The following is a 19,326-nucleotide window of genomic DNA, read 5'->3' as shown; positions in this document are numbered from 1 at the left end:
GCGGTGGCTCCTCCAGATGCGGGCCGGGTTGGGAGAGATCTGTGTGCGCCGGCTGCGCACGTGTGTGCAGCGTGAAGGCTACCGCGCCGCCGACCTGCCGCCTTCACCCCGCCCGACGTGCCTCACCATTCGAGCACCCAGGGCGTGCCGGTGCGGGCGAAGTGCCCCACGTTCACGCACTCGGTGGCGCCGATCCGCATCCGGCGGGCCAGCGGCTGGTGCACGTGCCCGAACAGCGCGTACCGGGGCCGGGTGCGGCGGACGGCGTCCAGCAGGGCCCGGCTGCCCCGCTCGAAGCGGCGGGCCACGGTGTCGTACACCAGCTCGGGCACCTCCGGCGGGATGTGGGTGCACAGCACGTCGACCTCGCCGACTGCCTCGATCTTCGCCGCGTACTCCTCGTCGTCGATCTCGTACGGCGTGCGCATCGGGGTGCGCAGGCCGCCGCCGACGAAGCCGAAGGTCCAGCCGCCGATCTCCACCCGCCCGCCGTCGAGGACGGTGGTGCCGGGCCGGGCGTATTCCGGCCAGAGCTGCGGCATGTCGACATTGCCGTAGGTGGCGTACGTCGGTGCGGGGAACGCGGCGAACATCTCCTCGTACTGCCTGCGGACCGCCTTCTCGATGGCGGCGGCCCGGTCGGCGCCGACGCCGGCCCACAGCCGGGCGCCGAACTCGCGGGCCTCGGCGAACCGGCGGGCGGTGCGCAGCTCGACGATGCGGTCGGCGTTCTCCTTGCCGAACAGGTCGGGGAAGATCCCGCGCGAGTGGTCGGCGTAGTCGAGGAAGAGGACGAGGTCGCCGAGGCAGACGAGGGCGTCGGCGCCGTCGCCGGCCCGGGCCAGGTCCCGGGCGTTGCCGTGCACGTCGCTGACCACATGGACCCGGGTCCGCCGGCTGCCGGTGCGTGTGGATGCCATGGTGATCAAGGGTAGGCGCGCGGGGGTGGGGTGAACAGTGCCGGTCCGGCCTGCGGTTACTCGCCGGTCGGTTGGGCCGTGGACTACTGTGCGCGAAGGAAAGTCCGCGTGTGTGACGCAGCGAACATCTCGCCGGGACCCCCTGTCGTAGACGCCATACCGGCGGGTAACGTCCGGGCAGTCCAGTCGTGCTCTGGTTTTCAGCCACCGAAGTACCCGAGCACTTGCCCGAGCCTTGGACCGCACCGTCGCATCGCACAACGTCGTGGCGCCGGCGCCCTATGAGGAGCAGCAGTCTTGCGCGAGTTCAGCCTTCCGGCCCTGTACGAGGTCCCCGCGGACGGCAATCTGACCGACATCGTCCGCAGAAACGCCGCGCAGCATCCCGACGTCGCCGTCATCGCCCGCAAGGTGGACGGTGTCTGGCAGGACGTGACCGCACGGGAGTTCCTCACCGAGGTGCACGCCGCCGCCAAGGGCCTCGTCGCCGCCGGGGTCCAGCCGGGCGACCGGGTGGGACTGATGTCCCGGACGCGGTACGAGTGGACGCTGCTGGACTTCGCGATCTGGAGCGCGGGCGCCGTCACCGTGCCGGTGTACGAGACCAGCTCGCCGGAGCAGGTGCGGTGGATCCTGTCCGACTCGGGCGCCACCGCCTGCGTGGTGGAACTGGACGCCCACGCGGCGGCCGTGGAGTCGGTGCGCGAGTCGCTGCCCGCGCTGAAGCACCTCTGGCAGATCGAGGCCGGGGGCGTGGCGGAGCTGGGCCGGCTCGGCCAGGGCGTGGCGGACGAGACGGTCGAGGAGCGCGGCTCGCTCGCCCGCGCCGACGACCCGGCGACCATCGTCTACACCAGCGGCACGACCGGGCGGCCCAAGGGCTGTGTGCTCACCCACCGCAGTTTCTTCGCCGAGTGCGGGAACGTCGTGGAGCGGCTGCGTCCGCTGTTCCGCACCGGCGAGTGCTCCGTGCTGCTCTTCCTGCCCCTCGCCCATGTCTTCGGGCGGCTGGTGCAGGTCGCGCCGATGATGGCGCCGATCAAGCTGGGCTGCGTCCCGGACATCAAGCACCTCACGGACGAACTGGCCGCGTTCCGGCCGACGCTGATCCTGGGTGTGCCGCGGGTCTTCGAGAAGGTCTACAACTCGGCGCGGGCCAAGGCGCAGGCGGACGGCAAGGGCGCGGTCTTCGACCGGGCCGCGGACACCGCGATCGCCTACAGCAAGGCGCTGGACACGCCGTCCGGTCCGTCGCTCGGCCTGAAGCTGAAGCACAAGCTCTTCGACAAGCTGGTCTACGGCAAGCTGCGCGCGGTGCTCGGCGGCCGGGGCGAGTACGCCATCTCCGGGGGCGCCCCGCTGGGCGAGCGGCTCGGCCACTTCTTCCGGGGCATCGGCTTCACGGTGCTGGAGGGCTACGGCCTGACCGAGTCCTGCGCGGCGACCGCGTTCAACCCCTGGGACCGGCAGAAGATCGGCACGGTCGGGCAGCCGCTGCCCGGCTCGGTGGTGCGGATAGCGGACGACGGCGAGGTGCTGCTGCACGGCGAGCACCTGTTCAAGGAGTACTGGAACAACCCGGGCGCGACGGCGGAGGCGCTGGCCGACGGCTGGTTCCACACCGGTGACATCGGCACCCTGGACGAGGACGGCTATCTGCGGATCACCGGCCGGAAGAAGGAGATCATCGTCACGGCGGGCGGCAAGAACGTGGCGCCGGCCGTGATCGAGGACCGGATCCGGGCGCACGCGCTGGTCGCGGAGTGCATGGTGGTGGGCGACGGGCGGCCGTTCGTGGGCGCGCTGGTCACCATCGACGAGGAGTTCCTGGGCCGTTGGGCCGCCGAGCACGGCAAGCCGGCCGGTGCCACGGCGGCGGCGCTGCGCGAGGACCCCGATCTGCTGGCGGCGGTCCAGGCGGCCGTGGACGACGGCAACGCGGCGGTGTCGAAGGCGGAGTCGGTGCGCAAGTTCCGCATCCTGCCCGCCCAGTTCACCGAGGAGTCGGGCCATCTGACGCCGTCGCTGAAGCTCAAGCGGAACGTGGTGGCGCGGGACTACGCCGCCGAGATCGAGGCGATCTACGCCAAGTGAGGCGCCGCGCCCCCGCGGGGGCGCGGTCCTACAGCAGGGCCTTCAGGTGCTCGGCCAGCAGGTCCCAGCGCCACTTCTCCTCCACCCACCGGCGGCCCCGCTCGCCCATGCGGCGGCGCAGGTCGGCGTCGGCCAGCAGCGCCACGATGCGGTCGGCGGCCTCCGCGGGCTCGCCGCCGCGGACCACCCAGCCGGTCTCGCCGTCCAGGACCGCGTCCGGGGCGCCCCCGGAGTCGCCCGCGACGACCGGCAGGCCGGTCGCCGACGCCTCCAGGTAGACGATGCCCAGGCCCTCCACGTCCAGGCCGCCGCGCCGGGTCCGGCACGGCATCGCGAACACGTCGCCGGCGCCATAGTGCGCGGGCAGCTCGGACCAGGGCACGGCGCCGGTGAACCGGACCGAACCGGCCACGCCGGTCTCCCGGGCCAGGCGGCGCAGGTCGCGCTCGTAGGGGCCGCCGCCGACGATCAGCAGCACGGTGTCCGGCTCGGCGGCCAGGATGCGGGGCAGGGCCCGGATCAGGGTGTCCTGGCCCTTGCGCGGCACCAGCCGGGAGACGCAGACCACCACCGGCCGCTGCGTGAGGCCGAGCCGGGCGCGGACCTCGGCGCCCCCGGAGGCGGGGTGGAAGGTCTTCTCGTCGACTCCCGGCGGCAGCCGCACCATCCGCGAGGCCGCCGCCGGGCCGAGCGCGGCGGCGATCCGGGAGCGGGTGTACTCCCCGAGGTAGGTGAGGGTGTCCGTGGACTCCCCGATCCGGCGCAGCAGCTGCCGGGCGGCGGGCAGCTGGGCCCAGCCGGCCTCGTGCCCGTGGGTGGTGGCCACCAGCCGCTCGGCGCCGGCCCCGCGCAGCGCGGGTGCCATCAGGCCGAGCGGGGCGGCCGCCCCGAACCACACCGAGGTGCAGCCGTGCTCGCGCAGCAGTCCGGCCGCCCGCCGGGTGACCCGGGGGGTGGGCAGCAGCATCGTCGTACGGTCGCGGACGACGGTGAACGGCTGCTCGGCGTCGAAGGCGGCGGTGGCCTCGGCGCCCTCCCGGCCGTGCTTCCAGGTGGAGGCGTAGACGACCAGCCGGCCGGGGTCCAGGCGGAGGGCCATGTTGTGCAGGAACGCCTGGATGCCGCCCGGCCGGGGCGGGAAGTCGTTGGTGACGACGAGGGTCTTGTCCATCGCCGCCGACCCTACCGAATGGACCGTTCCCGCCCGCGTGCCCGGCCGGGTCTGTGGCACCCGCACGGGAACGCGGGACATCATGGTCGCTCGCGCGGATTCGAACGGCACGGGCACACACGGCGGCGGACGGCAGGGGATCAGGTGGAGACGAAGGGCGCCGGACGGTCCCTGACGTGGCTGCTCGCGGCCTGGGCCGGCAGCCGCGCGGTGCTGCTGCTGTTCGTGTTCCGGGTGTACGTCTTCCCGGGCCCGGACGTCACCTCGGACGTGTCGGTGATCTACCGCGGCTGGTACGAGGTGCTGCGCCAGGGAACGTTTCCGCTGGACGACGTCACCTGGCAGTACCCGCCCGCCGCCGCCCTCGCGGTCCTCTCCCCCGCCGCCCTGCCCTTCCTGTCGTACGCGCACGCCTTCTACGTGCTGGCCTGTCTGTCCGACGCGGTCGTGCTGGCGCTGCTGGTGCGCGCGGGCGGGCGGCCCGGCCGGTCCCCGCGCGGCGCCTGGGTGTGGGCGGCGGGGGTGCCGCTGCTCGGGCCGACGGTGTACGCCCGCTACGACCTGATGGTGACCGCGGTCGCCGTGGCGGCGCTGCTCGCCGGGGCCCGGCGCCCGCGGGTGATGGGCGCGCTGACCGCGCTCGGGGCGCTGCTGAAGGTGTGGCCGGCGCTGCTGCTGGTCGGTGTGGTGCGGCGGCGGGCGTGGGCCTCGGCGGCGGTCACCGCGGCGGGTGTCGCGCTGCTGTTCGCGGTGTCGATGCCGGGCGCCTTCGCCTTCCTGTCCTTCCAGCGGGACCGGGGCACGGAGGTGGAGTCGCTGGGCGCCCTGGTCTTCCATGTGGCCCGGCACTTCGGCTGGCAGGGCGAGGTGCTGCTGAACTACGGCTCGATCGAGTTCCTGGGCCCGGGGGTGGGGGCGGTCAGCACGGCCGCGCTGGCACTGACCGGGGCCGCGTTCGGCTGGCTGCTGCTGTGGCGGCTGCGCGCGGGCGCCCCGCGGCCGCACACCCTCGCCGACGCGGCCCTCACGGCGGTGCTGCTGTTCACGGTGACCAGCCGGGTGATCAGCCCGCAGTACCTGGTCTGGCTGGTCGGCCTGGCCGCCGTCTGCCTGTCGCACCGGGCGAGCCGGATGGGCGCCCCCGCGCTGCTGACCGTGCTGGCGTCCTTCCTGACCGTCCTGGAGTTCCCGCTCGGCTTCTCGCACGTGGTGCTGAGCGACTGGTACGGCATCACGCTGCTGGTGCTGCGCAACGGCCTGCTGCTCGCGGCCGCGCTCACGGCGGCCCGCCTGCTGTGGCGCTCGACCGTGCGGCCCGGTGCCGCCGCTCCCTTCCCGCCCCGCTCCGCCCGCCCCGCCGGGACCCCGGTCTCCTCCTGACGCCCGGCCCGCCACGGCGGCACCGTACGGCCGCGGGGGGCCGTCGCCGGGCTCAGCCGAGCTGCCGGGCGAGGTACGCGCGCCACTGCGCGGTGAACCGCGGCGGTGTGGTGCCGAGCACCGTGCGCAGGGCCTCCTCCACGGCGCCCGCGCGGCCGGGGTGGGCGCCGACGGCCCGGTAGAAGGCGCCGAGCCGGGACGGGCCCCAGCGGTCGGCGATCATCCGGCAGGCCAGCCAGCCGCCCTCGTAGGCCCGGGCCAGCTTCGTCGGGTCGCTGGTGAAGCGGAAGTCCGCGTCGGCCGGGAGCGCCCGGGGCACCTCGCCGTCCCGGACCGACCGGGCCAGTTCGGGGGCGGCCTCGGCCGGGGTGCGGCCGGTGCCGAGGTAGCCGGTCCAGTCGGCGTAGCCCTCGGACAGCCACAGCGGAGTGGCGGCGGTGGTGGCCGTCCGGGTGGCGACATGGGTCGTCTCGTGGGTGACGACCACCTGCTTGCCGGTGTCGCCGAGCAGCGCGTACGCGTCCGGGTTGACCACCACCCGGTCCGCGGGCGCCCGGCCCGAGCCGCCCGCCTCGCCCGTGGTGACGGCCGCGATGCCCCGGTAGTCGGCGGCGGGCGAGCCGAGCAGGGCCGCCATGCCCGTCAGGGACCGCGGCACGAGGACGACGATCCGGCGGCTCCAGCCCGTGCCCCACACCCCGGACACCGCCGGCACCGCTTCGTCGGCCAGCCGGGCGAAGGGGCGCAGGTCCGGGGCGGACCCGCCGGCGCCGAGCACCAGGCTGTGCGCGCCCCGGACCACGGTCACCGGGCCCTGGTCCCACAGCTGCTGCCCGGCCCTGGGGGCGGGCCGGTCGGCGGTGACGTACCAGCGGCCGGCGGCGGTCCGGCCGAGGGTGAGAGTGCGGCGGGCGCCGACCGGGGCCGTGTCGTAGCCGGCGACGCGGTAGCGCAGGTCGGCGTCGGCGGTGGCCCCGGAGCCGGTGCGGCGCACGGCGGTGACCCGGTAGCTCCAGGAGGCCAGCGGGAGGGCGCGCAGCCGGGTGTACTCGGTGCGGGCGCCGGTCGCGCCGTACGCCCGCTCGTCGTGGCCGAGCAGGGCCGCCGCGCGCCGGTCGAGCACCCGCTGCACCTCGGTGCGGACCGGATCGGCCGCCGCCGGGGGCGCGGTGCACCCGGCCAGCGGCAGCAGCAGACCGAGCCCCACGGCTCCGATGACCCATGCCCGCCGACGACCAGCCACCGCCCGATCGTACGGTGTCGGGCGCGGTCAGGGCCGGGTGACCGAGGAGACCGGCATCATGCCGACCGGGTCGTAGCGCACCGGGGCGCCGGGGTAGGGCGCGTGGATGACCTGGCCGTGGCCCGCGTACAGGGCCACGTGGCCGGCGTCGGAGCGGTAGACGACCAGATCGCCGGGGCGGGCCTGGGAGAGCGGGACCCGGCGGCCGGCGTACCGCTGCTCCTGCGAGGTGCGCGGCAGGTGCACGCCGGCGTGCGCGTACGCCCACTGGGTCAGGCCCGAACAGTCGAAGCGGTCGGGGCCGTTGGCGCCCCACACGTACGGGCGGCCGAGCACGGAGCGGGCGGCGGCCAGGGCGGCGGCGGCGCGGCCGCCCTGGCCGGCGGCCGGTGCGGGCGGGTCGGTGCGGCTGCCCCGGGAGGCCCGGTCGTAGGCGGCGCGTTCGGCGGCGGACATGGCGTTGACCAGTTGCCGGGCCCGGGCCAGCTTGCGCTCCACGGTCCGCTTGTGGGCGGCCACCGCCTTGCGGCTGCGCTCCAGCTCGGCGAGGATCCCGGCGGTCTCCGCGCGCTCCTGGACCAGTGCGCGCAGCATGGACCGCAGCTCCTTGAGCCGGCCCGCCTGCCGGGCGCCGATGCGGTCGAGGGTGGCCGCCTTGTCCAGGTAGTCGTCGGGCTCGGCGGAGAAGAGCAGGGCCACCGCCGGATCGATGCCGCCGGCCCGGTACTGCGCGCCGGCCAGTGCGCCGAGCTGCTCGCGCAGGTCGTTGACGCGCTGCTGCTGCCGGGCGATGCGGTCCTGGGCGGTGCGCACCCGGCGGCGCAGCTCGCCGGCGCGTTCGTCGGCCTTGTCGTACGCCTGGGTCGCCTTCTCGGCCTCCGTGTAGAGCCGGTCGACCTCCGCGCGGGCGCCGGCGTCCGGTGCCGCGTGCGCGGGTACGGCGCCGAGCGCGGCCGCCGCCGACAGCACGCACAGGGCGGCGGTGCCCCGGTCGAATCCGGACGGTGCAAGGCGGCGATGGGACCCCACGGCAGTCCTTCGGCAGGCGGACACAGGCCGTTCCCCGGCGCCTGGGGACGGGGAGGCCCCGGCACCGGGGAAACGCGGCAGACAGTAGCCGTGCGAAGGGGTCCGGACCAAAGACCTCGGCGTCAACACACGCTGACGCCCCGCCGCTGACGCAGGTCACCGGCGGGGCGCGGGGTCAGTTCCGGTTCCGGTGATTCGCCCGTTCGGACGCCACCGTGTCGGACCGGGGTCCGGGTGTCAGACCCGGACGCCGAACTGGAACGGCATGTTGTTGATGGACTCGTAGCGCACCACGGCACCGGTGTGCGGGGCGTGCAGCACCTGGCCGCCACCGGCGTACAGGCCCACGTGGTGCAGGTCGCCGTAGAAGAAGACCAGGTCGCCGACCTTCAGATCGCCGACCGAGCCGATCCGGGTGCCGATGCCCGCCTGCGCCTCGGAGGTGCGCGGGATGGAGACGTCGGCCTGGGCGTAGGCCCAGGAGGTCAGGCCCGAGCAGTCGAAGGAGGAGGGGCCGGTGGCGCCGTAGACGTACGGCTTGCCGATCTGGCTCTGGGCGGCGGCGAACGCGGCCGAGGCGCGGCCGGAGGCGGGCGGGGCGTCCTTGAGGTCCACCCGCTCGGTGGAGGAGCGGTTGGCGCGCTGCTGCTCCTGGGCGAGCTGCGCCTTCTCCTGGGCGGTGAGGGTGTTCAGCAGCCGCTGGGCCTCGGCCAGCTTGCCCTGGACTTCCCGCTTCTTGTTGCCCAGTTCGGTGCGGGTGGCGGAGAGGTCCTTGAGCTTCTCGGTGGCCTCGGCCCGCTCCTGGGCGAGTTCGCGCTGCTTGTCCTGGATCTTCTTCAGCGCGTCGACCTGCTGGCTGCTCAACTGGTCGAGCGTGGACGCCTTGTCGAGGTAGTCGTCCGGGTCCGAGGACAGGAAGAGCTGGACCGAGGCGTCGATGCCGCCGGAGCGGTACTGCGCGGTGGCCAGCGAACCGAGGCCGTCGCGGAGCTTGTTCAGCTCCTCCTGGCCGCGCGCGACGCTGTCCTGGATGGTGGAGATCTCCTTCTGCAGCTTCTGCTGCTTCTCCTTGGCGCCGTTGTACTTCTCGGTCGCCTGCTCGGCCTGCTCGTAGAGCTTGTCGACCTTGGCCTTGACCTCGGCCTTGCCCGGATTCTCGCTCGGCGCGGCATTGGCGGCGTTGGCGCTGAGCGCGACGGCAGCTGCGGCAGCGGTGGTGAGCACGGTCACGCGAGTGCGGCTCGGCTGCTTGGGTCGACGGTGGGACGCCACGGAGGACGAACTCCTTCTTGTGAGTGTTCACCCGTTCGGAGGTTCGAGCCCAGACCCTAGTGACCTAGCTGTGATCAGTTCAAATCCTCACGGCAAAAAACCCCGTCACGCCATGCATTCTTTGCACATAACTCACATGCAGTGATGCCGGATTGACACTACGTTGCGTGACGTTGCCTGCCAATTCGGGCATTATCCGGGCCTGTTGGACCTTCAGGACAGCCGCTTCAGCAGCACCGCGGAGGCCACCGGCCGGGCGCCCGCCTTCGCGACCCCGTCGGCCACCTCCCGGTCGGTGGAGGCGACGATGACCGGACGTCCCGGCGGCTCGGCGCGCACGAGCTGGCGGATCAGCTCGTCGGCCGTGACACCCGGCTTGGAGAACAGCACCCGCACCCCGCGCGGCGGCGCCAGCAGCACCGGCGCGGCCAGCTCGGCCCCGTCGAAGACACAGGTCACCTCGGCCCCGGTCTGCGCGGCGAGCGCCGAGAGCTGGCCCAGCAGCCTCAGCCGCTGCTTCTCCAGCGGCATCTGCGGATAGCCGGTCTTGGTCACGTTGTAGCCGTCGACGACCAGGTGCGCCTGCGGCAGCGCGAGCAACTGGTCGAGGATCGCCGGATCGTGCTCCGACAGGGCGCGCGCGGCGATGTCCTTCGGGGTCATCCGGCCCGGCTCCACCGCGTCGACGGTCTCGGCGGGGCGCACCGACACCGGCGGCAGCGCGAGTTCGCGCCGCAGGCCCTGGGTCGCCTCCAGCAGGGTGTCGAGCAGCAGCCGCACCCGCATGTCCTCCACGCTGCGGCCCTCCCGGGCCGCCCGGCGGGTGGCCTCCAGCGCGGCCTCGGCCTCGCCCAGGCGGGCCTTGAGCCGCCGGGACTCGCTCTCCGCCGCCGACACCTGCACCTGCGTCTCGGCGCGCACGGCGTCGATCTCGCCCTGGACCTTGCGCAGCGCGGCCTCCCCGCGCTTGACGTCGTTGAGCGCCGAACGCAGCTTGCGGTGCAGCGACTCGGCCTCCTTCTTCGCCGACTCCAGCTCCACGCGCAGCCGTTCGGTCTCGGCGCGCGTGTGGTCGCGGGCCTGGGCCAGCTCCGCGCGCAGCCGCTCCAGCTCGGCCCGGCTCTCCTCGTCGGCCCGCTCGGCGTCGGCGCGCTGGGCCTCCTCGCCGGCCGCGGCGACCAGCTTCACCCAGCCCGCGGGGCGCAGCACGTAGGCCGCCGCCGCCACGTCGAGCGGGTCCGCGGCCGGGGGCGGGGCGCCGGCGTCGAGGGCGCCGGCGAGTTCCGCCTGCGTCTCCCGGAACTTCTCGCCGATCCGCTGCCGGAACAGCGGGTCGGTCTCCAGCGCCGCCGCCATCGCGTTCCCGGCGAACTTCGCCCGGCGGTTCGGGGCGAACCGGGCGTACTGCCGCAACTGGGCGGGCAGTTCCGCCACGGTCAGCCCGCCGAAAGCGTCCGAGACGATCTGCACGACCCGCCGGCGCACACCGTCGGGCAGCGGACGGTCAAGCACCTCAGCGGTGCCGTCGTCCGGCCCCCCGCCTGCGGTCTCCACCATCCGTCACACCCCAATACCGGAAAAAGAGCCTCTCCGGGGCGGCTCCGCTCAGGAGCCGGCGCCCGGCCTGTCCACGAGTTCCACCTGGTCCACCGCGTTGCACCAGCGGCAGCGCACCGATTCGATGGTCTCACTGACCACCTCGCGCTCCTCCACCGTGGGCTCGCCGGCCAGATCGAGGTGGATGTACTCGACGACCTTGGACGAGCGGGTCACGTCGAACCGGGTGAGGTTGCCGCACAGGGCACAGCGCCACCGGGTCGTGGCGGTCGGCAGGGGAACCGTCATCGCGCTGGTCCGCTCCTTCTCGTGTCGGTCCGCGCCGCTGACCGGCGCGTGTGGCTCGTAACCCTACGGCCTGGCGGTCACTCGCCGCCCGTCCGTCCACGGCGGCGAGGCGGTCTGTCGGCATGCGTCCCGTTACGTCATGCTCTGTAGTCATGATCAGTACCTGGAGCACGGCCGCCGGCAGGGCCCTCAGAGCGGTCCGGAGCACGCCGGCGCCGGTGACGTACGGGCTCATCGCGCTGTGCGTCCTGCTCTTCGCGCTCGGCCCGGCCTCCGGGCTGGTGCCCGGGTACGGCTCCGGGGACGCGCTGCCGGCCGTCCAGCGGGCGTACTTCCGGCGCTGGGGCGTGGTCCCGGCCGAGCTGTTCGACGGACCGGCCCGGGGCGCGCTCACCCCGGCCACCGCGCTGTTCGTGCACGGCAGCTGGGTCCATCTGCTCGGCAACATGCTCTTCCTCTTCGTCTTCGGAGCGATGACCGAGGAGAGGATGGGACGGGTGGAGTTCACGCTGTTCTACGCCGGCTGCGGCTACCTCGCCCTCCTCGGCTACGCGGCGGCGAACGCCGCGTCCGGGCAGTCGCTGGTCGGCGCCTCCGGTGCGGTCTCGGCGGTGCTGGGAGCGTTCCTCTACCTGTTCCCCCGGGCGCGCGTGACCAGTCTCCTGCCGTTCCTGTTCTTCCTGCCGCTGCGCTTCCCGGCCTGGGTCGTGCTGCCCTGCTGGGCGGCCCTGCAGTGGCTGGCGGCCGGGCGGGCCTCGGACGGGCCGGGGGTGGCCTACCTCGCCCACCTGGTCGGCTTCGGTCTCGGCTTCGGCTACGCGTGGGTGCGCTACGGCCGTGGGACTAGAGTGAAGGCCGCACCGGCTCCGGTCACCGAGGGAGAGAGACAACCGTGATCACCGCGATCGTTCTGATCAAGACCAGCGTGGACCGGATCCCCGAGATCGCGGAGCGGATCGCCGCGCTGGACAGCGTCAGCGAGGTCTTCTCGGTCACCGGCACCTACGACCTGATCGCCATGGTCCGGGTCCGGCAGCACGAGGACCTCGCCGAGGTCATCCCCGGCCGCATCAGCAAGATCCCCGGTGTGGAGGGCACGGACACGCACGTGGCGTTCCGCACCTACTCCCAGCACGACCTGGAAGCCGCGTTCGCGATCGGCCTGGACAACTAGGGCCCGCCCGGCCGTTCCCGTCGCGCGACAGGAACGGGCGGACAGGCCCCGGGGCGCGGCCTGTCGCGCGGCGGGCCGGCGTCAGACCGCCGGGACGCAGCGGCCCTCCTCCGTGCGGTACTGCCACTTCGCGCCGTCCCGGACCAGTTCCCGCACCGCGGTGACGAAGCGCTCGACGTGCTCGTCCGGGGTGCCCGCGCCGAAGCTGACGCGGATGGCGTTGAGGGACTTCTCGCCCGGGGCCGCCTCCGGGGCGCCGCACTCGCCCTGGGTCTGCGGGTCGCTGCCGAGCAGGGTGCGCACCAGCGGGTGGGCGCAGAACAGGCCGTCGCGGACGCCGATGCCGTACTCGGCGGAGAGCGCGGCGGCGAAGTGGGAGCTGTTCCAGCCCTCGACGACGAAGGAGATGACGCCGACCCGCGGGGCGTCGTCGCCGAACAGGGACAGCACGCGCACCTCGGGGACCTCGGCCAGGCCCGCGCGGACCTTGGCGATCAGGTGCCGCTCGCGGGCGACCAGGGCGTCCCAGCCGGCCTCGGTGAGCGCCTTGCAGGCGGAGGCGATGGCGTAGGCGCCGATGACGTTCGGGGAGCCGGCCTCGTGCCGGGCCGCGGTCTCGTGCCACTCCACGGCCACGCCGCCGTCCTCGCGCCGGGTGACCTTGCGGCTGGCGCCGCCGCCCGCGAGGTACGGCTCGGCCTCCTGGAGCCAGTCGGCGCGGCCGGCGAGGACACCGGAGCCGAAGGGCGCGTACAGCTTGTGCCCGGAGAAGGCGATCCAGTCCACGTCGAGGTCCGCGACGGACACCGGGTGGTGCGGGGCCAGTTGGGCGGCATCCAGGACGATCCGGGCGCCGTGGGCGTGCGCGGCGGCGGCCAGTTCGCGCACCGGCCACAGCTCGCCGGTGACGTTGGAGGCGCCGGTCACGCAGACCAGGGCCGGGCCGTGCGGGTCGCGCTCGGCGAGGGCGCGCTCCAGGGTCTCCACGGCCTGCTGCGGGGTGCGCGGGGCGTCGAGGTAGGTGACGTCCGCGTGCTGCCAGGGCAGCAGGGAGGCGTGGTGCTCGGTCTCGAAGACGAAGACCCGGCAGCCGGCCGGGACCACCCGGGCCAGCAGGTTGAGGGAGTCGGTGGTGGAGCGGGTGAAGACGACCTGGTCACCGGGCCGGCAGCCGAGGAACTCGGCGACCGCCGCACGGGCGTTCTCGAACAGGTCGGTGGAGAGCTGGGAGAGGTAGCCGGCCCCGCGGTGGACGCTGCCGTAGTACGGGGCGTAGGCGGCGACGTCGTCCCAGACGCGCTGGAGGGCCGGGGCGCTGGCCGCGTAGTCGAGGGCCGCGTAGGTGACTTCGCCGCCGGTGACCAGCGGCACGGAGACATCTGCCCCCAGAACGGGCAGAGGGGTGCAAACGGACTGGTCGGCGGCAGCGGTGGAGACAGACATGGCGAACTCCCGTGAAGGAATGCGGAACGCGGCGGGGTGAAGAGAAAAGGGTGTGCGGAGGCGGGGCTCTGCGGCCCTAACGCATTCGCTTGCTCACGGAAGACTCCTCGACGACCAGGATCCCTGGTGGTGCGAGGGATCCGCGCTTGCCGTGGACCTTGCTGTCCACGGCCTGGTCTTCACCCGGGGCACCCCGCCACGGACGGAGGGTTGCCGGACAGTCGGCCGGGGCCTCATGACTGTCACTCATGACCTGGTGCAGAAAAGTACGCGAGATGATCGTCGTCCCGCAACCCCGTGTCCGGATCGCGGGACGACTTCCGGTCACCTCACGCGTTGCTGGCGGCCACCCAGCGCTCCAGCACCCGCCGGGCCGCCCCGGAGTCGATCGACTCCGCGGCCCTCGCCATGCCCGCCCTGAGCTGCTCGGCGAGCGGCGCGTCCGCCGGGTCCAGGGCGACCAGCGCCGCCGCCGCGTTCAGGAGCACGGCGTCCCGTACGGCCCCGTGCTCGCCGTCCAGCAGCCGGCGGGCCACCTGCGCGTTGTACGCCGGGTCGCCGCCGCGCAGGGCCTCCACCGGGACCAGGCGGAGGCCGGCGTCGCGCGGGTCGAAGGACTCCTCGCGGACCTTGCCGTCCCGCACCACCCAGACCCGGGAGGTGGCCGTCGTCGTCAGCTCGTCCAGCCCGTCGTCCCCGCGGAAGACCAGCGAGGAGTTGCCGCGTTCGGCGAGCACGCCCGCGACGATCGGCGCCTCGCGGGCGACGGCCACCCCGACCGCCTGGGCCCGCACCCGCGCCGGGTTGGTCAGCGGGCCGAGCAGGTTGAACACCGTCCGGATGCCCAACTGCCCGCGGGCGGCGCCCACATGGCGCAGCGCCGGGTGGAACTTCACCGCGAAGCAGAAGGTGATGCCGGCCTCGTCGGCGACCTCGGCCACCCGGCGCGGCGACAGGTCGAGGTTGACCCCCAGCTGTCCCAGCACGTCGGAGGAGCCGGACGCCGAGGACGCGGCGCGGTTGCCGTGCTTGACGACCTTCGCGCCGGTACCGGCCACGACGAGCGAGGACATCGTGGAGATGTTCACCGTCTTGGCGCCGTCGCCGCCGGTGCCGACGATGTCGACGGTGCGGCCGGGCACCTCGATCACGTTCGCGTGCTCGTACATGGTGCGGACCAGGCCGGTGATCTCCTGGACCGTCTGGCCCTTGGCCCGCAGCGCCACCGCGAACCCGGCGATCTGGGCGTCGGTCGCCTCCCCGCGCATGATCCGGTCCATCGCCCACGCGGTGTCGTCCGCGGACAGGTCCCGGCCGTCCAGCAGGCCGTTCAGCAGGGCGGGCCAGGAGCGGCCCGCCGCGGTGTCGCCTCCAGCGGGGGTCACAGCGCTCATCAGCCGCTCCTCGTACAGATTCCTGCTCCGTCGCCCCCCACCCTATCCAGCCCGGCGGCATGGCGAAGGGCCCCGTCCGGCTCGCGGACGGGGCCCTTCGGCGTGGCGTGGCGACGCGGGGATCAGTGGTGGCCGTGGCCGCTCGTGATCTCCTTGTACTCCTCGGCGGACGGCTTCGGGATCTGGTTGTCCTCGCCGAAGTAGGCGTTGGACAGCTTCACCCGCAGCTTGTGCGAGGCCGGCACCTTGCGCTCGACGCCGTTCTCGTCGACCGTCGGGCCGATCTCGGCCGGCGTGTACTGCTCGTGCGCGGTGAGCGTGTGCAGCTGCTCCTGGCTGAGCGGCTCGTGCACCTCGATGAACTCACCGTGCGGCAGCCGCTTGATGATGCCGGTCTCGCGGCCGTGCAGCACCTTGTCGCGGTCGCGGCGCTGGAGGCCGAGGCAGATCCGCTTGGTGACGATGAACGCGATGACCGGGGCCACGAAGTAGGCGATCCGGACGAACCAGGTGACCGCGTTGATCGACAGGTGGAAGTGCGTGGCGAAGATGTCGTTGCCGCCGCCGATCAGCATCACGAAGTACACGGTCAGCCAGGCGACACCGAACGCCGTACGGGTCGGGGCGTTGCGCGGGCGGTCCAGGATGTGGTGCTCGCGCTTGTCGCCGGTGACCCACGACTCGATGAACGGGTAGACCGCGATCGCCATGAGGATCACGCCGAACAGCAGCAGCGGGATGAACACGCCCAGGACCAGCGTGTGGCCCCAGAAGTTGATCTCCCAGCCCGGCATGGCGCGGATCAGACCCTCGGCCATGCCCATGTACCAGTCCGGCTGGGCGCCGGTGGACACCTGGTCCGGACGGTAGGGGCCGATCGCCCAGATCGGGTTGATCTGCGCGATCGCCGCGAGGGCCGCGAGGACACCGAAGACCAGGAAGAAGAAGCCGCCGGCCTTCGCCATGTACACCGGGAGCAGCGGCATGCCGACGACGTTGTTGTTCGACTTGCCGGGACCCGCGAACTGGGTGTGCTTGTGGTAGAAGACCAGGATCAGGTGGGCCACCATCAGGCCCAGCATGATGCCCGGCAGCAGCAGGATGTGGATCGAGTAGAAGCGGGCCACGAAGTCGCCGCCCGGGAACTCGCCGCCGAAGAGGAAGAACGAGATGTACGTGCCGATGATCGGCACGGACAGGATCGCGCCCTCCATGAAGCGGACACCGGTGCCGGAGAGCAGGTCGTCCGGGAGCGAGTAACCGGTGAAACCGGTGAACATGCCCAGGAAGAGCAGCAGGAAGCCGAACAGCCAGTTGATCTCACGCGGCTTGCGGAACGCGCCGGTGAAGAACACGCGCATCATGTGCACGAACATGCCGGCGATGAAGACCACGGCACCCCAGTGGTGGATCTGCCGGACGAGCAGACCACCGCGCACATCGAAGGAGATGTGCAGGGTCGAGTTGAACGCCTCCGACATCAGCTGTCCCTGGAGCGGGACATACGTGCCGTGGTACTGCACCTCGTTCATCGACGGGTGGAAGAACAGCGTCAGATAGACACCCGTCAGGATGATGATGATGAAGCTGTACATGCACACTTCGCCGAGCATGAACGACCAGTGGTCGGGGAAGATCTTGCGCATGTTGGCCTTGGCGAGGGAGTAGATCCCCAGCCGGCCGTCGGCCCAGTCGGCGAACCGCTCGCCGGCCGGCGCCTGCCCGCGAGAGCGGGGCGTCGCGTTGTCTGCAGTACTCATCCGCGCTCCCAGAAAGCAGGACCGACGGGCTCCTCGAAGTCGCCGAGCGCCTGGAGGTAACCCTCACTGTCCACACCGATGCGCAGCTGCGGCAGGGCGTGGCCGGCGGGGCCGAAGATCACTCGGGCACCGTCGGAGAGGTCGAAGGTGGACTGGTGGCACGGGCACAGCACGTGGTGCGTCTGCTGCTCGTACAGGGAGATCGGGCAGCCGACGTGGGTGCAGATCTTCGAGTAGGCGACGATGCCCTGGTGCGACCACTCCAGCTCGCGCTTGTCCTTGATGTTGCCCGGCTGGATGCGGACGATCATCAGGGCGGCCTTGGCGATCTCCGTCTGGAACTCCTCGGAGTGCTCCTCCAGGCCGTCGGGCTTGGCGAAGGTGAGCGAGCCCACGGCGACGTCCTCGGGACGCAGCGGCTGGTTCGTGTTCATGTTGACCAGGCGCTTGCCCTTGGCCCACATGGTGTGGCGCAGCTTGGTGCCGGGCGCCGGGCCGAGGCCGCCGAGCAGCATGACGCCGGAGAGCGGCACCAGGGCCAGAGCGCCGAACATCGTGTTGCGGATCAGCTTGCGGCGGCCGAGCGCCGACTCCTTGGCGCCCAGGCGGAAGTCCGCGTGGACCTTCGCCCGGACCTCGGGGGACGCCTCGATCGGGTGACGCTCGTCGGCGACCTCCACGTCGGACATCAGGGTGCGGGCCCAGTGGACCGCGCCCGCGCCGATGCAGAACAGCGCCACGCCGAGGGTGAGGCCCAGCGTGAAGTTCAGCGCGTTGATGTGGCCGATCGGGAAGACGAAGACCGCCTTGTCGTGCGGCACCGCCAGGTACGAGACGATGAAGCCGATGGTGGCCAGCATCGACACCGTGAACAGCAGGGCGACCACGCGCTCGGACCGCTTGGCGGCCTGCTCGTCGATGTCCTGGATCCGGTGCTCGTGCGGCGGCAGCCCCGGGTCGGCGAACGGGTTCTCCTCGTCCGCGACCCCTACCGCGCCATGTGCGTGGTCCTGCTCAGCGGGCAGGTTCTCTTCTGGAATGTCTTGGCTACTCATGACTTCTTGGCCTTTGCGGTCCGAGCGGCGACCCAGACGGCGACCACGATCAGCGTGCCGAGGCCGAAGATCCAGCCGAACAGACCCTCGCTGACCGGTCCGAGACCGCCCAGCTCCAGACCACCCGGGTTCTCGGTCTTGTCGCCGTTGACCGCGTTCAGGTACGCGATGATGTCCTTCTTGTTCTTCTCCGACATCGTGGTGTCGGGGAAGGACGGCATGTTCTGCGGGCCCGTCTGCATGGCCTCGTAGATGTGCTTCGGAGCGACACCCTCCAGCGTCGGCGCGAACTTGCCCTTGGTCAGGGCACCGCCCTTGCCGGTGAAGTTGTGGCACTGCGCGCAGTTGGTGCGGAACAGCTCGCCGCCCTTGGCGATGTCCGCGCCCTCGGGGCCGTACTGCTGCTTGGTGGGCACGCTCGGGCCGGCGCCCAGCGAGGCGACGTACGCGGCCAGCTGGTCGATCTCGGCCTGCGAGTAGGTGACCTTCTTGCGCGGGATCTGGGCCATCTGGGAGGTGGAGGCCGGCATACGGCCGGTGCCCACCTGGAAGTCGACCGCGGCGGCGCCCACGCCGACGAGGCTGGGGCCGTCGGAGGAGCCCTGGCCACCGGTGCCGTGGCAGCTGGCGCAGCCGACCTCGTAGAGCTTCTTGCCCTCCTTGATGGTCAGGGACTGGGCGGTTTCATCGGCCTGTGCCTTGCCCGCGGGCGCGAACGCGGCGTACAGCCCCCCAGTGGCCGCCAGCGCGAGGAGTAGGACGACGACCGCCGCCAGCGGATGGCGTCGTCGTGCGGAGAGCTTTTTCACGGATTACCCCGGTGTCAGGATCTTCTGCGTCGGTGCTTCTGGATGTGCGGGAGAGGTTCCCGCTACTTGATCAGGTAGATCGTGGCGAAGAGGCCGATCCAGACGACATCGACGAAGTGCCAGTAGTAGGACACGACGATGGCGGCGGTCGCCTGCTCGTGAGTGAACCTCTTGGCCATGTAGGTACGGCCGAGGACCAGCAGGAAGGCGATGAGGCCACCCGTCACGTGCAGGCCGTGGAAGCCGGTGGTCAGGTAGAACACCGAGCCGTACGGGTCCGAGGACAGCGAGATGCCGTCCTTCTTCACCAGCTCCGTGTACTCGTAGATCTGACCGCCGATGAAGATCGCACCCATGATGAAGGTGAGGATGAACCAGCCACGGAGCTTCTTCACATCGCCGCGCTCGGCCGCGAACACGCCGAGCTGGCAGGTGAGGGAGGAGAGCACCAGGATCGTGGTGTTCGTGGCGGAGAAGGGCACATTCAGTGCCTCCGCCATCTCCTTCCAGTGAGCCGGTCCGGTCACCGACCGGAGGGTGAAGTACATCGCGAAGAGGGCCGCGAAGAACATCAGCTCGGAACTCAGCCAGATGATGGTTCCGACGCTGGTGAGGTTCGGCCGGTTGACCGACGGGTGCGCGTGCCCGGTATCTACTGTCGTTGCTGTCGCCACGACCGACATTATGTCGGTCGCTTATCTCGCGCTCACTCCGGGGGGTGCCGTTCGGAGTGTTGC

The 19,326-nt window shown here is 72.2% G+C and carries 17 protein-coding genes and 1 riboswitch; of the genes, 4 read left to right on the top strand and 13 right to left on the bottom strand.

Annotated elements, in window-relative coordinates; all coding sequences use genetic code 11:
- Nucleotides 1–122 precede the first annotated feature (122 nt).
- Entirely contained in the window at nt 123–920 is a 798-nt protein-coding gene (locus tag ACZ4SV_RS19000) for a metallophosphoesterase family protein (RefSeq protein WP_365881491.1), read from the bottom strand.
- 297 nt (nt 921–1,217) lie between these two features.
- Between ACZ4SV_RS19000 and ACZ4SV_RS18995 the strand changes: the two genes are divergently transcribed.
- Nucleotides 1,218–3,014, top strand: coding sequence for an AMP-dependent synthetase/ligase (locus tag ACZ4SV_RS18995; protein WP_468005602.1), 1,797 nt, complete (start codon nt 1,218–1,220; stop codon nt 3,012–3,014).
- A gap of 28 nt (nt 3,015–3,042) precedes the next feature.
- Here ACZ4SV_RS18995 and ACZ4SV_RS18990 read toward each other — a convergent pair whose 3' ends face one another.
- Nucleotides 3,043–4,185, bottom strand: coding sequence for a glycosyltransferase family 4 protein (locus tag ACZ4SV_RS18990; protein WP_397942011.1), 1,143 nt, complete (start codon nt 4,183–4,185; stop codon nt 3,043–3,045).
- 144 nt (nt 4,186–4,329) lie between these two features.
- Here ACZ4SV_RS18990 and ACZ4SV_RS18985 point away from each other — a divergent pair, with 144 nt between their 5' ends.
- Nucleotides 4,330–5,565 carry a glycosyltransferase 87 family protein gene (locus ACZ4SV_RS18985; RefSeq protein ID WP_468005600.1) on the top strand — a complete coding sequence of 412 codons (1,236 nt, stop codon included), beginning with the start codon at nt 4,330–4,332 and terminating at the stop codon, nt 5,563–5,565.
- A gap of 52 nt (nt 5,566–5,617) precedes the next feature.
- Here the strand turns inward: ACZ4SV_RS18985 and ACZ4SV_RS18980 are convergent, their stop codons facing one another.
- From ACZ4SV_RS18980 to ACZ4SV_RS18960, 5 genes are all read right to left on the bottom strand, one after another.
- Nucleotides 5,618–6,808: a hypothetical protein gene (locus ACZ4SV_RS18980; RefSeq protein WP_365881499.1), complete on the bottom strand. Its 1,191-nt coding sequence runs from the start codon at nt 6,806–6,808 to the stop codon at nt 5,618–5,620.
- 27 nt (nt 6,809–6,835) lie between these two features.
- Complete coding sequence (locus ACZ4SV_RS18975; protein ID WP_468005598.1) at nt 6,836–7,837, bottom strand: C40 family peptidase; 1,002 nt, start codon at nt 7,835–7,837, stop codon at nt 6,836–6,838.
- A gap of 237 nt (nt 7,838–8,074) precedes the next feature.
- Nucleotides 8,075–9,109 (bottom strand): C40 family peptidase, encoded by a 1,035-nt coding sequence (locus tag ACZ4SV_RS18970; protein WP_468005596.1) that lies wholly within the window; start codon nt 9,107–9,109, stop codon nt 8,075–8,077.
- Between the two features lie 213 nt (nt 9,110–9,322).
- A complete protein-coding gene (locus tag ACZ4SV_RS18965) occupies nt 9,323–10,666 on the bottom strand; it encodes an NYN domain-containing protein (RefSeq protein ID WP_468005594.1) in 1,344 nt (447 codons plus the stop codon).
- Between the two features lie 48 nt (nt 10,667–10,714).
- Nucleotides 10,715–10,954 (bottom strand): hypothetical protein, encoded by a 240-nt coding sequence (locus tag ACZ4SV_RS18960; RefSeq protein WP_365876088.1) that lies wholly within the window; start codon nt 10,952–10,954, stop codon nt 10,715–10,717.
- A gap of 152 nt (nt 10,955–11,106) precedes the next feature.
- On the opposite strand from ACZ4SV_RS18960, the gene ACZ4SV_RS18955 reads away from it, so the two are divergent.
- Complete coding sequence (locus ACZ4SV_RS18955) at nt 11,107–11,850, top strand: rhomboid family intramembrane serine protease (protein ID WP_365876090.1); 744 nt, start codon at nt 11,107–11,109, stop codon at nt 11,848–11,850.
- Nucleotides 11,847–12,128, top strand: a complete 282-nt coding sequence (locus ACZ4SV_RS18950) for an Lrp/AsnC family transcriptional regulator (RefSeq protein ID WP_360734273.1) — start codon at nt 11,847–11,849, stop codon at nt 12,126–12,128. Before ACZ4SV_RS18955 ends, ACZ4SV_RS18950 begins: the two co-directional genes overlap by 4 nt.
- Before the next feature lie 81 nt (nt 12,129–12,209).
- Here the strand turns inward: ACZ4SV_RS18950 and ACZ4SV_RS18945 are convergent, their stop codons facing one another.
- The 6 genes from ACZ4SV_RS18945 to ctaE all read right to left on the bottom strand — a co-directional run bounded on the left by ACZ4SV_RS18945 (nt 12,210) and on the right by ctaE (nt 19,272).
- Complete coding sequence (locus ACZ4SV_RS18945) at nt 12,210–13,571, bottom strand: aminotransferase class V-fold PLP-dependent enzyme (RefSeq protein ID WP_468005591.1); 1,362 nt, start codon at nt 13,569–13,571, stop codon at nt 12,210–12,212.
- Nucleotides 13,572–13,708: 137 nt separating this feature from the next.
- A riboswitch (SAM riboswitch) is annotated at nt 13,709–13,825 on the bottom strand.
- 75 nt (nt 13,826–13,900) lie between these two features.
- Nucleotides 13,901–14,965, bottom strand: coding sequence for an anthranilate phosphoribosyltransferase (gene trpD, locus ACZ4SV_RS18940; RefSeq protein WP_397941997.1), 1,065 nt, complete (start codon nt 14,963–14,965; stop codon nt 13,901–13,903).
- Nucleotides 14,966–15,087: 122 nt separating this feature from the next.
- On the bottom strand, nt 15,088–16,725 hold the full coding sequence (gene qcrB, locus ACZ4SV_RS18935; RefSeq protein ID WP_365876098.1) for a cytochrome bc1 complex cytochrome b subunit: 1,638 nt from the start codon (nt 16,723–16,725) through the stop codon (nt 15,088–15,090).
- Nucleotides 16,722–17,780, bottom strand: coding sequence for a cytochrome bc1 complex Rieske iron-sulfur subunit (qcrA, locus tag ACZ4SV_RS18930; protein WP_468005588.1), 1,059 nt, complete (start codon nt 17,778–17,780; stop codon nt 16,722–16,724). The genes qcrB and qcrA overlap by 4 nt, the downstream gene beginning before the upstream one ends.
- Entirely contained in the window at nt 17,777–18,589 is an 813-nt protein-coding gene (gene qcrC, locus ACZ4SV_RS18925; RefSeq protein WP_397941994.1) for a cytochrome bc1 complex diheme cytochrome c subunit, read from the bottom strand. The genes qcrA and qcrC overlap by 4 nt, the downstream gene beginning before the upstream one ends.
- A 62-nt stretch (nt 18,590–18,651) precedes the next feature.
- Nucleotides 18,652–19,272, bottom strand: a complete 621-nt coding sequence (gene ctaE / locus ACZ4SV_RS18920; protein ID WP_365876104.1) for an aa3-type cytochrome oxidase subunit III — start codon at nt 19,270–19,272, stop codon at nt 18,652–18,654.
- Nucleotides 19,273–19,326: the final 54 nt, after the last annotated feature.

Source organism: Streptomyces sp. NPDC027672 (genome assembly GCF_055566335.1).
This window is presented reverse-complemented; position numbering and strand designations above follow the sequence as displayed.

Bases quoted from the DNA above. Each gene is read 5' to 3' on its own strand.
- ACZ4SV_RS19000 (WP_365881491.1), bottom strand. From the start codon at position 920: ATGGCATCCACACGCACCGGCAGCCGGCGGACCCGGGTCCATGTGGTC.
- ACZ4SV_RS18990 (WP_397942011.1), bottom strand. From the start codon at position 4,185: ATGGACAAGACCCTCGTCGTCACCAACGACTTCCCGCCCCGGCCGGGC.
- ACZ4SV_RS18965 (WP_468005594.1), bottom strand. From the start codon at position 10,666: ATGGTGGAGACCGCAGGCGGGGGGCCGGACGACGGCACCGCTGAGGTG.
- ACZ4SV_RS18960 (WP_365876088.1), bottom strand. From the start codon at position 10,954: ATGACGGTTCCCCTGCCGACCGCCACGACCCGGTGGCGCTGTGCCCTG.
- ACZ4SV_RS18955 (WP_365876090.1), top strand. From the start codon at position 11,107: ATGATCAGTACCTGGAGCACGGCCGCCGGCAGGGCCCTCAGAGCGGTC.
- ACZ4SV_RS18945 (WP_468005591.1), bottom strand. From the start codon at position 13,571: ATGTCTGTCTCCACCGCTGCCGCCGACCAGTCCGTTTGCACCCCTCTG.
- trpD (WP_397941997.1), bottom strand. From the start codon at position 14,965: ATGAGCGCTGTGACCCCCGCTGGAGGCGACACCGCGGCGGGCCGCTCC.
- qcrB (WP_365876098.1), bottom strand. From the start codon at position 16,725: ATGAGTACTGCAGACAACGCGACGCCCCGCTCTCGCGGGCAGGCGCCG.
- qcrA (WP_468005588.1), bottom strand. From the start codon at position 17,780: ATGAGTAGCCAAGACATTCCAGAAGAGAACCTGCCCGCTGAGCAGGAC.
- ctaE (WP_365876104.1), bottom strand. From the start codon at position 19,272: ATGTCGGTCGTGGCGACAGCAACGACAGTAGATACCGGGCACGCGCAC.